General features: G+C 31.0%; 17 protein-coding genes. 4 read left to right on the top strand and 13 right to left on the bottom strand.

What is annotated here, in order from left to right:
* Positions 1-3: 3 nt before the first annotated feature.
* Positions 4-396 (bottom strand): Fur family transcriptional regulator, encoded by a 393-nt coding sequence (locus RR430_RS00870; RefSeq protein ID WP_332487105.1) that lies wholly within the window; start codon positions 394-396, stop codon positions 4-6.
* 263 nt (positions 397-659) lie between these two features.
* Between RR430_RS00870 and RR430_RS00865 the strand changes: the two genes are divergently transcribed.
* On the top strand, positions 660-2,072 hold the full coding sequence (locus tag RR430_RS00865) for a helix-turn-helix domain-containing protein (protein ID WP_332487104.1): 1,413 nt from the start codon (positions 660-662) through the stop codon (positions 2,070-2,072).
* Between the two features lie 39 nt (positions 2,073-2,111).
* Here RR430_RS00865 and RR430_RS00860 read toward each other — a convergent pair whose 3' ends face one another.
* The 9 genes from RR430_RS00860 to tmk all read right to left on the bottom strand — a co-directional run bounded on the left by RR430_RS00860 (position 2,112) and on the right by tmk (position 8,774).
* Positions 2,112-2,645, bottom strand: a complete 534-nt coding sequence (locus RR430_RS00860) for a flavodoxin domain-containing protein (protein WP_332487103.1) — start codon at positions 2,643-2,645, stop codon at positions 2,112-2,114.
* Complete coding sequence (locus RR430_RS00855; RefSeq protein WP_332508556.1) at positions 2,645-3,016, bottom strand: FMN-binding protein; 372 nt, start codon at positions 3,014-3,016, stop codon at positions 2,645-2,647. The genes RR430_RS00860 and RR430_RS00855 overlap by 1 nt, the downstream gene beginning before the upstream one ends.
* Entirely contained in the window at positions 3,006-3,488 is a 483-nt protein-coding gene (locus RR430_RS00850; RefSeq protein ID WP_332487101.1) for a MarR family winged helix-turn-helix transcriptional regulator, read from the bottom strand. Before RR430_RS00850 ends, RR430_RS00855 begins: the two co-directional genes overlap by 11 nt.
* A gap of 86 nt (positions 3,489-3,574) precedes the next feature.
* Positions 3,575-4,306 (bottom strand): copper homeostasis protein CutC, encoded by a 732-nt coding sequence (locus RR430_RS00845; protein WP_332487100.1) that lies wholly within the window; start codon positions 4,304-4,306, stop codon positions 3,575-3,577.
* Positions 4,307-5,275, bottom strand: a complete 969-nt coding sequence (locus tag RR430_RS00840) for a N(4)-(beta-N-acetylglucosaminyl)-L-asparaginase (RefSeq protein WP_332487098.1) — start codon at positions 5,273-5,275, stop codon at positions 4,307-4,309.
* Between the two features lie 170 nt (positions 5,276-5,445).
* Positions 5,446-6,264, bottom strand: a complete 819-nt coding sequence (rsmI, locus tag RR430_RS00835) for a 16S rRNA (cytidine(1402)-2'-O)-methyltransferase (RefSeq protein WP_332487145.1) — start codon at positions 6,262-6,264, stop codon at positions 5,446-5,448.
* Positions 6,265-6,299: 35 nt separating this feature from the next.
* Positions 6,300-7,178, bottom strand: a complete 879-nt coding sequence (locus RR430_RS00830) for a PSP1 domain-containing protein (protein WP_332487097.1) — start codon at positions 7,176-7,178, stop codon at positions 6,300-6,302.
* A complete protein-coding gene (locus RR430_RS00825; protein WP_332487096.1) occupies positions 7,178-8,155 on the bottom strand; it encodes a DNA polymerase III subunit delta in 978 nt (325 codons plus the stop codon). The genes RR430_RS00830 and RR430_RS00825 overlap by 1 nt, the downstream gene beginning before the upstream one ends.
* Positions 8,142-8,774 (bottom strand): dTMP kinase, encoded by a 633-nt coding sequence (gene tmk, locus RR430_RS00820; RefSeq protein ID WP_332487094.1) that lies wholly within the window; start codon positions 8,772-8,774, stop codon positions 8,142-8,144. The genes RR430_RS00825 and tmk overlap by 14 nt, the downstream gene beginning before the upstream one ends.
* A 130-nt stretch (positions 8,775-8,904) precedes the next feature.
* On the opposite strand from tmk, the gene RR430_RS00815 reads away from it, so the two are divergent.
* On the top strand, positions 8,905-11,109 hold the full coding sequence (locus tag RR430_RS00815; protein ID WP_332487092.1) for a bifunctional diguanylate cyclase/phosphodiesterase: 2,205 nt from the start codon (positions 8,905-8,907) through the stop codon (positions 11,107-11,109).
* The gene (locus RR430_RS00810) at positions 11,106-12,113 is read left to right on the top strand and encodes a sugar ABC transporter substrate-binding protein (RefSeq protein ID WP_332487091.1); all 1,008 of its coding nucleotides are present in this window, start codon (positions 11,106-11,108) and stop codon (positions 12,111-12,113) included. Before RR430_RS00815 ends, RR430_RS00810 begins: the two co-directional genes overlap by 4 nt.
* A 184-nt stretch (positions 12,114-12,297) precedes the next feature.
* Here the strand turns inward: RR430_RS00810 and RR430_RS00805 are convergent, their stop codons facing one another.
* From RR430_RS00805 to RR430_RS00795, 3 genes are all read right to left on the bottom strand, one after another.
* Complete coding sequence (locus RR430_RS00805) at positions 12,298-12,819, bottom strand: QueT transporter family protein (RefSeq protein ID WP_332487089.1); 522 nt, start codon at positions 12,817-12,819, stop codon at positions 12,298-12,300.
* Between the two features lie 62 nt (positions 12,820-12,881).
* The gene (locus RR430_RS00800) at positions 12,882-13,427 is read right to left on the bottom strand and encodes an NUDIX hydrolase (protein ID WP_332487087.1); all 546 of its coding nucleotides are present in this window, start codon (positions 13,425-13,427) and stop codon (positions 12,882-12,884) included.
* Positions 13,414-13,713 carry a hypothetical protein gene (locus RR430_RS00795; RefSeq protein WP_332487085.1) on the bottom strand — a complete coding sequence of 100 codons (300 nt, stop codon included), beginning with the start codon at positions 13,711-13,713 and terminating at the stop codon, positions 13,414-13,416. The genes RR430_RS00800 and RR430_RS00795 overlap by 14 nt, the downstream gene beginning before the upstream one ends.
* A 113-nt stretch (positions 13,714-13,826) precedes the next feature.
* Here RR430_RS00795 and RR430_RS00790 point away from each other — a divergent pair.
* A partial coding sequence (locus tag RR430_RS00790) for a DUF1836 domain-containing protein (RefSeq protein ID WP_332508555.1) occupies positions 13,827-14,329 on the top strand: 503 nt, incomplete at its 3' end.

Genomic DNA, 14,329 nt, shown 5'->3' with positions numbered 1-14,329 from the left:
CTCCTAATTTTTTTTAGTTTTCTTTGTGCATTCTTCACATATGCATTCAAAGGTTACATTATGGCCAAGTATTTCAATACCAAGCTGTTTTTCTAAATCAGTATCCAATTGCTTATTATACTGAACTGGTGCATCTTGAAATTTACCACATTGAGCACAATGCAAATGATAGTGAGGAACGCTATTGCCATCATAGTAACAAATTTCTTTATCTACTATCCTAGCGATAATGTTCATTTCTACTAAACGATTCAAGTTGCGATAAACTGTTGCGATACCCATATTCGGGTTATTTTTTGAAATTTCTTGAAAAACTTCTTCTGCTGTCATGTGTTTATTAACACCTTGAACTATTTGTAAAACTTCTTCTCTTTGCTTAGTTTGTCTATAGACCATAATTTCACCTCCTTATTGATAACTGTTATCATTATAGCATTCATTTTATCTTTTGCAATACCTTTTTCATTTAAATACATAATTTATCTTCCCCATATGATTTATCGACTAACATTTATAATAAATCTATTTAATTTTACTATACTTTTAAACGATTTACTATTTTAAAACATTTTCATGAGTTTCATATAATAATTTATTTTCAGTGAAAATGTTATATAATTATGGCATAAAGATAAGTTATATATAATTAAAGGAGAAACATGAAAACTGGACATTTATTAGATGAGTTAATTAATATAACTCAGATTTCAAAGTCTGATTTTGCTTTGAAAATGGATATGTCACCTAGTGGCTTAAGTAAAATCTTATCAGGAAATCGGCTGCCCTTTGAAAAAGAAAAAAGTGAATTTAGTTATCGCGTTGCTAAACTTATAGCTGATGCGACTTTTGAATACAATTGTTACTTTAAATTTCAAAATATTTTTCCTATAATTTATAACTTTTCTACTAAAAATGATTTAGAAGAGTTTCTTACTTGTGCTGTTGAATATGCACTTGACCAAGACTTTGCATATGTAAATAATCGCAACAATGATTATCCTACTACAGAACATTGTTATCTTGGCGCTAAAGCCACACAAAATATGTACTGCATTTTAGGTTCAGATTACTTGACTACCTATAAAAATGAAAATCTAGAATTTTATAGCACTACTCCATTTTATAATAAATTTTACTTTGAAATTTTCCCTAAAGTTGAAATATTAAGTGCTTTCCATTATCCTAAGATGTCTTTTAATCACTTAATTAACTATGACTATCTAGACTCTGCGAATGATGATTTCTGTTTGAATTTTTTACGTGCTATTGAACTTATGCAACGTGTTGGCGATTTTAATTTGTGGACAATCGATGACACTATCACTAATTCTTTTCTATTACTTAAGGGACATTTTCTAATTACATTTTCAGTTCAATTAGATGGTACCCCAATAATGACTTATATAAGACATAAAACTTATTTATCTTCTTTCTACAATTCAATGATGAGTAAAAACGCTCGTAAGTTAAGTTTCTCACGAAAAGAGGCACAAGCTACATTACTTAATCATCCAAAATTAATAGATAAATTTATTAATAGAGGTATTGTTGCATCCTACAACTTTGTACCTTTTGGATTTTTCTTAACAAAAGAAGAATTACACAAGTCATTTGAAGACAGAAAACTAACTGACAGTATTTTAAATATGTTAAATACTACCATGTATGGTGACTCTGCATTTTATCTTAATATTGATTCACTTACAAGTTTCTATAATAATGGAAAATTAATTGTGCCATTGCTTGGTACAGTTATTATTAATCAAAAAGATCGATTGAATTTCTTTAAACGTTATGACCCAGCAATAAGCGAAACAAAGAAAAACAAACTAAATGTATTGAATTGCGATTTACCTAAAGTATCAATTATTCACGCTAATGGATTAAGTATTATTTACACTACAGATTCTGAATATAAAAAAGAAAAATTTCATCTAGTTAAAACGAATAGAATACATGAGACTCTAATGAAATCTATTTCTACTGGAAACCTTAAGGAAATGAATTTCAATGTTGATTTATGGAATAGTTATCTAGGTGAATTAACAAGCAAACCTGCATCTAAATTTTAAATATTGACTAGATATTATAAAACCCTCTATATGAGGGTTTTATAATGTTTTTACTAATTCTACTAATTCATTCACTTCATTAACATTAATAAAGTCCACGCTTTGCTTCTCTAAATTTGCAATTCCTTTTTGATCGTCTGTTTTATTAGCTTCAGGAACTTTTTTACATTGGCCTATCATAAACTTCATCATTAAGCGATGAACCATACTTAGTTTTTTAAAATCCATATTCCCGCGATAATAGAATATTCTTGAATCATCTACTTTTTCTTTTGAAATTACATTTCTTACTGCAGTATTTATCGCATCTATATTTTCCGCTGTTTTACTAGATAAACCAACCGTGAATACAATTAAATCAGTGTTATCTATGTTGATTTTTTCTAATGTTTTCTTAAACCCTGTAATACTTCCTGCATAGTGTCCACCACCAAGTATCACTATTTGATATGAGTCAATTGATTTTATTTCTGTATGACTTACACAATCAAACCCTAATTGACCTGCAATTTCTTTTGCATATTTTTCTGTTGCTCCATATTGTGAACCATAAATAACTATTCCTTTTTTCATTATTCTCCCTCTATTGCATTTTCAATTGCTTTTTTTATGCATACACTACTTGCGGTTGCACCAGAAATTGAATCTACATTTATTGACTGTTGATCAATAATTTTAGTTATAATACTTTCTGCTTTTTTTCCTAAACCATTTAAATGTTTGTTCAGCACAATACTAACAACCTCACTATCATCAACTAGTACTGTTGCATCAACTTTTACCGGTCCCACCTCTGCATACCCTTGGTATTCACCATTTGCCACATCAACTAAGTTAATATCATTAATCTCTACTTTATTTATTGCAGTCTGTGCTAGTATGTTAATTACTACAAATCCTATAATTATCATACAAATCATCGTAACTATAATTTTACTCTTCATCTAATATCGCTATTCCTTCATGAAGTTTTTCCAACGTTTTATATAATTCTGTTAGTTCAGAATCACTCAATACTGAAAATAGTTTTAACAACTGGTTATTGTTTATCTCATCAATTTCTTTAAAATAATCAAGAAGTTCATTTTTAGCTACAATTGCTAATGCTCTAGGATCGTGCTTACTTTTCTTGAGTACAACAAAGTTTTTACTTTCAAGTTGAACTGCTAGTTTCTTAACATTTTGTCTTGAACACCCTAATAACTTACCATACTCTGTTAACGTTAATTCTTCATTAAACTCTGAACTTTGTTTAACCATAATCATTAACATGAATTGTTTCAATGTTATTACACCATAGCTCTTATCAAATATTGTTTGTAATAAATTTTGAACTATACACAATTGTGCAAAAGCCCCTTTTGATTGATTTAGTCTATTGTTTTCAAATTTTCTTGCAAGTTGATTTAATTTCATTTTACACCTCATACGTAACTAGTTACCAATATTATAGTAACTAGTTACGTATTTGTCAAACAAAAAGTGAAATCATTACGATTCCACTATATTCCTTGAATTAATTGCCTTACCTTTTCTTCACTCACGACTTCATAATCATTCTCCAGATGATACGCATAACTTACACCATTCATTGTTGTTGTATTATCTATTTTCCAGTCTTTACAAGATGAGTGAATTTGTTTAACATTTGAATCTTCAATGAATTTTTTTGCGTTTGTATTATTTATTCCACTTCCTGCAAGTATTTCAATCTTTTCTCCATACTTTAGCATTAAATCTTTTATTAATTCTATTCCATCTACTGCTTTAGCTTGTAGCCCACTAGTAAGTATGCGATCAATTCCAAGTTCAATGCAGGTTTCTATTGCAGCATATGGATCCTTGGTACAATCAAAAGCACGGTGAAATACCACTTCTTTATTTGGGTACAAACGAATCACATCAATCATTTTTTTGGTATTAGCAATATCAATTGTTCCATCATTATTTAAAAACCCGAATGCTATTCCATCTGCTCCATTTTCTAATAGAATTTTGGCATCCATCAACATGACTTCAATATCTTCCTTACTATAACAAAAACCTGCCGATCGCGGTCTAACCATTGTTATGATTTTTAAATTCGTATCTTGTTTAGATTTAATTAAGCTACCTACACTTGGTGTTAATCCTCCTAAATGTAATGCACAATTTAATTCTACGCGTTCCGCTCCACCTTTATAAGCTGCTAAACAGTCTTCATAACTTCCACAACATATTTCAATAGTAGTCATTTATTTACCCCACTTTTCTTCATCGACATAACCGATTTCATTTTTCATATATTCTTCTGTCCAAGCTTCATCCGCAACAATCTTTTCAATAATTCCATTATTATTTTTAATAACATATACTTCAAGATTTTCTTTTTCCGTTTGTACTACACAGGAGAATTCACTAATATTTGTCGCTGCTCCCCATTCACCATTACAGTTCATTGCAACTACCGATAAATCTCCCGCTTCTTTTCTTCGAGTTCTCAATTCATAATCAAGATCTAATACTGCTTTTTCACATGCTTCTTGTGGAGAGTAACCATCTTTCATTAAACGCACAATCTCATATGAAATACATCCCTTCATTAAATCTTCCCCAAGCCCTGTAGCTGTAGCACCACCAATTTGAGAATCAGCATAAAACCCTGATCCAATTAACGGAGAATCTCCCACACGACCTTTCTTCTTCATGAATAAGCCACTAGTACTAGTTGCAGAAACTATTTTGTTATCATTGTCTAAACATACCATACCCACTGTGTCATGACCATCGTATGCTTTTAGATCATTTCTATCAATAAGATGTTTCTTTTCATTATAGAATGCTTGCGCACGATTTGTTAACATATTTTTTCTTTCAAAACCTGCTTTTTGTGCATATTTCTCCGCACCACTAGAAACCAAAACACAATTCACTTTTTCTTTACTTAATTTTTTAGCGATACTAATAGGATTTGCAAAATCTTTAATTGCCATAATTGAACCTACATCAAGAGTATCCCCATCCATATACGCTGCATCTAGTTCAACCTCCATTTCCTCATTAGGAAGACCACCAAATCCTACGGATTTGAATAACGGATAATTTTCTACTTCTTGAATTGCAATCTCAATCGCTTCTCCAGCTGAACCATTTCTCTTAAGTGTTTCAATGCCTTTTTCAACACCATCTTTGGACATTCTCCAAGTTGCAATTAATCCCCACATATCGTATTCTCCTTTGATTAAATTATGTTCTTATACGTATTATTATAGTCAATTATCAACTAGAGTAATAGACTAATATGGTTTTTCTTTACTATTCAGTCAATAACTATTGATAAATATAGAAAAAATCATATTATAAGAATTTAAGTCTTTATAATATGATTTCTATATTAATTTTGATGGATATAATTATATATCTCATTTTTGGACATACCCGTTAATTTAGCTACTGATTTTATCGCATCGGATTTACTCAATCCTCCTGCAATTGCTTCCTCTACAAGTTTTGCAATTTCGCCCATATCAATAGCAGGTTTTGGATCATTACTACATCCTTCAATCACAACTACCATTTCACCTTTGGCAGTTTTAACTTCTTCGATTACTTCGCTACAAAGACCACGTATAAATTCTTCATGTTTTTTTGTTAATTCTCGCGCTACACATACTTGTCTATCTCCAAATACTTCAAGTACACTTGTCAGCATTTTTTCAATACGATGTGGTGCTTCATAAAATATTAAAGTCATTGGATAACCCTTGTATTGATTTAATGTTTTAACACATTCTTTTTGATTAGCAGGCAAAAATCCAATGAATGCAAATGGTTGAGTAATTAATCCTGAAGCTACTAATCCATTTAACATTGCATTGCACCCTGATAATGGAACAACATTATATCCAAGCCCAATCGCTTTATTTACAATCACTTGTCCTGGATCACTAATTAATGGATATCCTGCATCTGATATAATCGCAATATTTTTCCCTTGTTTTAAAAATTGTAATAACCCCTTCGATGACTCTTGTTCATTAAAGTTATGATATTGCACAAAACGTGTATGTATATCAAAATGTTGTAACAACTTTAGTGAATTTCTTGTATCCTCACACGCAATTACATCAACCGATTTTAATATTTCAATTGCACGTGGTGTCATCTCTTCTAGATTCCCTATAGGAGTAGGAACTAGATATAATGTAGGCATTTCATTTTCAAAACTTTTTTGACGATGAACCAAGGCTATTCAGCCCCTTTCTTAGGTTGAGGTGGTTCAACTTTCTTTACTTTAGCTTTTGCTTTTAAATCATCTAAAGAAATAAATTGAACTGCTTCACGATTTTCTAATTTAGCTTGTTTTGCGATTACATTCATTGATGTTACTCGATAAGTTGAACCCTCATACTCTACTTGAGCATTTAATTTAGGTAATCCTTGTCTTAATTCTTTATAAGCATCATCTTCAAATTTCAAACAGCACATAAGTTTTCCACATTGCCCTGATAATTTCTGAATATTTAATGCTAGCAATTGATTTTTTGCCATGTTTATAGAAACAACATCAAATTCTTCCATAAATCGTGAACAACAAGTTTCCATTCCACAAGGACCAATTCCACCTATGATTTTAGCTTTATCTCTTGATCCTATTTGTCTTAATTCAATACGACAATGTAAACCTCCAGCTAAGCGTTTAAGTAGTTCCCTAAAGTCTACTCTTTCATCTGCTACATAAACAAATAACACTTTACTACGATCTAAAGTATATTCAGCACTTATTAAATTCATATCTAATTCCAAATTAGTTATTTCACTTTGACAATAATTATATGCCTCTTTAGCAAGCTCAATATTTTCAGCATATTGTTTTTTGTCCTCTGGTGTAGCCTTATTTAAGACCGGTTTAAGTGGCGTTCTAATTTCTTCTGGATTGAATTCCCTAAGTGAACTAACAACCTCACCTAATTCAACTCCTCTTGCTGTTTCTACAACTACATAATCTCCATATTCAATTGTTTCATCATTAGTACCAAATGAATAACATTTATTACCATTTCTAAAACGTATTGAAATTACATATTTAAAACTTTCTATTATTTCACTAACAACTGTTTCTTCCATTACATAACCTCCTTTATCTCATATATCATTTGTTCAATGACTAATTGCAAATTGTAACTACGATTACATTTATCTTTACTCTCTAGAAGTATTAATATAATCTTTTCAATTGGATAATTCTTGTCTCTAATGCGTATTACTTCTCTTTCAAACCAACTTGTTTGTCCCTCGTGACACGATACTACATCTCTAAAGAAAATAAGTAATATTTCTAACATCATTTTTACTATTTCTTTGTCTTTTTCTTTACTACCTAGTATCTCCGTTTCAAACCAAACCAAGAACCGGTGGATATCAACATCGAATAACGATACAAATCTTTCTGCTACTACTCTCCCTGTTTGATACTCTTCGGTTTCACTTGTATCTTTCATGTGATCAACATCTTTCACAATATGACTTAATATATAACTGTCTAATGGATCTAATCCACTAGCTATTCCATCTTCATAATAGTGTTCTACATTTAACGGTTTAAACGGAATAATTTGGCACCTTGATATGATTGTAGGCAATAATCGATCAATACTATCAACTATCAATATCGCTTGAGTGTCTTGCCCATTAGGTTCTTCTAAGAATTTTAATAAACTATTTAATGCCTCAGTTGTGGCATTTTCTGCCATATCTAATATATAGAATTTCTTACCACTTTTTTCAAGAGCTGTTTTAGAAAATTGCTCTTGCAAGTGTAGGATACTATCTTTTTTAATTGTTGCATCTGTTCCATCTAAATAGATTAAATCAGCATATTTATTTTCACTTATTCTTCTGCATTCATCGCAAACTTCACACGCAAATCCATCTATTTTATGTTCACACACCAGATTCTGAGCAAACCATGTTGCCGCTTCTTTTTTAGGAGTTCCTCGAACCCCAGTAAAAAGATAAGCATGAGCAAACTTTCTATTAGTTATGGCATTGCTTAGTGTTTTAAATACTATGGGTTGTGTAGTCTCAAGTTTATCCTTGATCATGGATTATTTCCAACACTTTCTTTGTCGCATTCTCAATAACTTGTTCCACACTTAAAGATGCATCTACTATAACCATACGTTCTTTAAAGCGTTCTACAATTTCTTTGTATCCTGCTTGTACATCCAAATGAAATTGAATAGTTTCTTGATCAAGGCGATCCTTGAATTCTCTATTTTCTATTCGTTTTAATCCTTCTTCAGCACTTAAATCCAAATAAATTGTTTTGGTTGGCATAAATCCTTCAATTGCAAAATTATTAATTGCCCATACCGCATCTATCCCTAAATGACGTCCACACCCTTGATATGCTAATGAACTATCAACAAAACGATCACAAATTACTACTTTACCTGCATCTAATGCTGGTTTTACTTTTTCAACTAAATGTTGACGACGACTAGCTGCGTAAAGCAAAGCTTCTGTTTTAGCATCCATCGCAGTATTTTTTGGATCTAAAATAATCTTACGTATTTCCTCGGCAATTTCAATTCCACCTGGTTCACGCGTATAAATCGCATCAATTCCATTAGCTTGAAGTTTTTTATATACACCTGTTGAAACAGTAGTCTTTCCACTACCATCAGGTCCTTCAAATGTTATAAATATTCCTTTATTCATAAATTCACCATCATTTCTTATCAATTATATCATGGTTTTAAGCTTGCATAAAGATTGCGATACATCTCTTAACTTTTTTATTTCATCATTTTTTGCTATAATTAATTAAACACAGGAGTTTATTCGTAATATGCATAAATCAAAGCTAACTAAAAATATACCACTTCTATTAATGATCTTCATTAATACTGTTTTAGTTATGACAATCATTTCCTTAATGAGTTACGCACAAAACCTTCTTAAATCTGATATTCAAACTAATTTAACTGAAATTGTCGAACAAAATAAAGATGCAATTAACCTAAATCTATCTAATGAAGTTAATAATTTAGCTGTTATCGCTAATCAATTAACCGAAAGATTTAGTCAACAAAACAGTACTTTACAAGATGTTTTTGTACAATATGCTAATGAAAAGAATGAATTTCAATTGTTTTTTTCATTACCTAATGGTACAGCATATTTCCCTAACGGTGCCACCCTCGATATAACAGGAAGGAATTACTTCCGTATAGCCATGGCAGATGAAAGTAATATATCTGATCGTCTAATATCTAGAGCTACTGGCGAACCAATATTCGTAATAAGTTCACCTGTTACAATTGATAATGAAATTGTTGGTACAATTCAAAGACAATATTCAATTGAACAAATGTATAACCTATGTGCAGCATCTCTTTACTCCGATATAGGATATACCTACATTATTAATGGAGATGGCTATATTATCATCAGCTCTCAAGATGAAAACTACACCCCTGAATCAGATAACTTATTTAGATTACTTTACCCAAAAAATCCTGACGAAACTAAAACATTAAAGACTGATATCGAAAATAACGCAACTGGGTTTATGGAACTTAACTATAAGAACGCTAAACTATTCGCTACCTATACACCTCTAGATAAAGTTTATGATTGGTATTTAGTATCTAGTATTCAAAAAGATGCAGTATTACCAAATGTGCAAACTGTTGTTAAAATATTCTATGCTGTATTATGCGTACTATTTATCGGATTCTTATTATCATCATCTTATTTCCTATACTCTCGTAAATTACAAGAAAAGAAATTATCTCGTTTAGCCTTTATCGACCCTGTTACAGGGCGTGATACTTTTACAAAGTTCCAATTTAATTTACTAGATATTTTACAAAAAAATCCTAATAAAAAGTTTTATATCTTTACATTTGATGTCGATAATTTCAAGTATATAAATAATTATTATGGTTACTCTACAGGTGATGAAATTCTATCAATAATACATCAACTATATGCTAGTGTACTAAAAGAGAATGAATTGTGTGCTCGTATCTACAGTGATCACTTTGTTATGTTATTAACTGATGCAAGTGAATCTCGTTTAAACTCTATTTTTAGTTCAGAAATCACTGTTAATAATATTTTAGTTTATTTATCTGCTGGTATTTATGAAATTACTAATTTTGATGAAAATGTAAATCTAATGGTAGATAAAGCGAACATGGCATCTAAGAGCACTAAGGGTACCCATCGCAAAGCAGTAGCTTTCTTTGACAAGGAATTAAATAAACAATTAATACAAAACGAACAATCTAAACGTTCTATAGAAAAAGCTATTCAAGATGATGAAATTACACCATTCTTCCAACCTAAAGTAGATATTAATACTAATAAGATAGTTGGTGCTGAAGCACTAGCAAGATGGTGTACAAAATCAGGTGCTATACTACCACCAAGTGAATTCATATCATTATCAGAAAAAACAGGTTTAATTAAAGATATTGATTTTATTATTTTCGAGAAGACTTTAAAATTTTTACGCACTTGCCTTGATAACAATATCGAATGTGTCCCAATATCAATTAACTTTTCAAGAGTGCATTTAATAAATCCTGATTTAATACATTTCATACTTGCTAAGATTAAGCATTATAATGTTCCAACTAGTTTAATCGAAATTGAATTAACCGAAACTGTAATTTTTGATAACTATCAATTAATGGATCAATTTATACGTAAATTACATGAAAGTGGATTACACGTATCCATGGACGATTTTGGAAGTGGATATTCATCACTCAATATGCTTAAAGATGTTGAGGTTGATGTCATTAAGTTTGATCGAGGATTTTTGCAAAATACCAAGAAAAGCGATCGACAAAAAAGTATTCTATCAGCTATTACTACAATGGCTAGAGATTTAAATATTAAAATTGTTGTAGAGGGTGTTGAAACAGAAGAAAATGTTATGCTTATGAAAGAGTATGGATTAGCTGTAGCTCAAGGTTATTATTACGCAAAACCAATGCCACAAGATGAGTTCTTTAAAATATATGGAGATGGTAAAATATGATAAAAAAAATTCTCATACCTATATTAGTATTGTCTTGCATACTTACACTCAGTGGTTGTTCTAAAAAAGATAAAAAAGTTTTTATTGGCGTTTCTTTGGGTGTTGGAGAAGCAACTCGTTGGGTTAATGAAAAGAAATACATGGAAGAAAAGGCTTCTGAACTTGGAGCAAAGATTGAAGTTCGTTTAAATAAAACTGACAAACCTTTAACTCAAACAGAAGACTGTATAGAAATGATTGATAGTGGAATTGATGTTTTAATTATCGCCCCAAGAGATGCAACAAATACCGAAGAAATTATTAGCTATGCTAAAAGTAAAAATGTTCCTGTAATCAGTTATTCAAGAACAATATTGAATCAGCCTATAGATTTAGTAGTAGGTTATGACAGTAACCGAATCGGTCAAGCAGCAGGACAATATTTATCTGAATTGGTATATGAAGGTGATTACATTATTCTTAAGGGTGATCCTAGTGATAGCAATACAGAGGCACTTTATGAAGGAGCAATGAGATATATTGAACCCCTTGGTGACAATATAAATATTATTTTGAATGAATACGTTCCTGGATGGTCTGTTGACGAAGCAAAACGAATAGTGAAAGAAACAATTGAAAATCATGGAAATGTTGATGCCATTTTAGCTCCTAACGATAAACTTGCAGGAGCTTGCGCTGATGTAGTATCCGAAATGGGTATAGAACATCATGTTGCTATTACTGGAACTGATGCAGAATTAGACGCACTTAAACGAATTGTAAATGGCACTCAAGATTTAACTATTAATATGGATTTGCGATCCTTAGCTAATACAGCAATAATTGAAGCATTTAACATTGCAACTTTAGGCGAACCAACTTCCATAAATACTCAAGTTGATAATGGTTATGAAAAATTAATTGATGCTCATCTAATAACTGGAACTACTATTATTAAACAAAATATTGATCATGAAATAATCGAAAAAAACATTTATACCCATGAACAACTATATGGAAATTAATAATTACTATTACATGTCATCCTTGTGTATCCTGTTGGTTACTAACCATCCTTTACACAAGGTTTTTTATTGTCGTATCCTATAAGTTTTATATCTAACTATTGTTTGGTAAAACATATAAAAAATCTCACCTTTCAAATAGATGAGATTTATTTACACAAACCATTTTACTGGTAAGTAATATTTAGATTTTTTCAAATATTTTTGTTTTATTCAAAATCTTTATAAGTGGTATTCCAAATACAAAACAAGAAACTAACTCTCCAAGTCCAACTTCAATTGCACTAATCATAAATCCAAACATCATACTTTCTAGTGGAAAATAAACAAAAGCGAGTTCAAATCCAATAATTACTGCATTAAATAATACAGGCATACTTGCCGCTAAAAGTGGTAACCCTTTAAATTCAATTTTTCTCAGTTTATAAGTGCATACCGCTGCTAGAAATGTTGCAAAAGTTCCTACAAATACATCCATAAATCCCAAAACATTGATACCCATCATGGCTCCCACTAAATTTGTTAGAGCGCACCCTAATGTTACACCCCAAATTGCCGGCGGGTAAATAATCGGTAGTAATGTTAATGCTTCAGCAACTCTTACTTGAATGCTTCCGTAAGTAATTGGTGCTAGTGCAAGTGACACCGCCGTATACAGCGCAGCTATCATTGCAATAATCGTAAATTTTTTTAATCTTGCGTTCACAAAAATCCTCCTTGTTTTATTTTAAGTCAGGGAATTGCGACTGACTGCCTATTAGTGTACCATTATTTTTTATTTCTTGCCATAATTTCCTTAATCATAAATGTCATGGCAATTGTTTTTCCATCTTCTATTTCTCTATTCATAATCATATCTACAAGTTCATCTATTGACTTAGTACTTACCTTAACAAATTCATCTTCATCCAGCTTTTGACCCATGTATTGATCAGTTGTTGCCATATACATTTCAATCTTCTCTTCTAAATATGCTCCTGTTGGTACCATTCTTCCTAGATACACATAATCTTTTCCACTATATCCTGTTTCTTCTATCACTTCTCTTTTAGCTGTTTCTAATGGGTCTTCTCCTTTTTCCATCTTTCCAGCTGGAAATTCCAATAAAACTTTTTGCTGAGCATAACGATATTGTTCAACCATAAAGAATTTTCCTTCATTATTAATCATTGCAACAGCAACTCCACCTGGATGTTCCACAACTTCTCTAAGTGCAATTTCATTGTTTGGTAATTCAACCTCATCATGCCTTACATTGATTAGTTTGCCTTTAAACTTAAGTTCTTGTTTCAATGTTTTTTCATTCAGCTTCATCTTCTTCACCTACATCTATTCCATGATATTTTAATGCTAGTAATATTCCTTTATTTGTTAACTTTTTACCCATTAACTCTTTAATGCGCCAATGTATTTTACCAGAAGAGGGATCACGTAATTGATTTATTTGTTTATCATACTCCTGTTGTTGAGTTTCAATAGTTTCTAGCATATTTTCAAACAATGCTAGTCTTTCAATCGCATCACCATAGAAACTACCATTCACCTCATTTAATCCCGTGACAACATATTTATCATTTTCTTTTTTAGTTAATCTTTCCATGTTCACCCTCACTTCTTTTAAATTACTATACACCAATTAGAATAATTACCCAAGCAATGTTTGACTATACTTCATGTTGTTTACTATAATATATATAAAGGTGGTAACAAACTATGTACTTAAATGAAAAAGAGATATCCGATTTACATCTACCTCGATGGAACGAACTGCCAAGTTTGAATTTATATATGGATCAAGTAGTAGATTACCTACAACAAATACTAGGTGTTGTTATGATAGCTGGACAAGACAGTTATATCACGAAAACAATGATTAATAATTATGTTAATCAAGGTATTATTGAAGCTCCACAAAACAAAAGATACTCTAACAAGCACTTAGCATATCTTGTAGTAATTTGTATTATGAAACAAGTATTTAGTCTTCAAGAAATATCAGTTTTATTTAAATATCAAATAACTCATTATCCCGATGAGCAAGCTTATAATTTTTTCATTTTAGAATTCGAATCTTGTTTCAAGGGATTGTGTCTACGACAAGCAATTAAACACACTCCAAGCCTAGATGAAGGACATGAAGCTGTATATATTATTCGTAATTTAGTTATGAGTGTTTGCACTAAACTATGCGTACAAAATGATTTACAGAATCCGGA

The sequence above is a fragment of the Anaerorhabdus sp. genome (genome assembly GCF_036641015.1).
Taxonomy (GTDB): domain Bacteria; phylum Bacillota_I; class Bacilli_A; order Erysipelotrichales; family Erysipelotrichaceae; genus Anaerorhabdus.
This window is presented reverse-complemented; position numbering and strand designations above follow the sequence as displayed.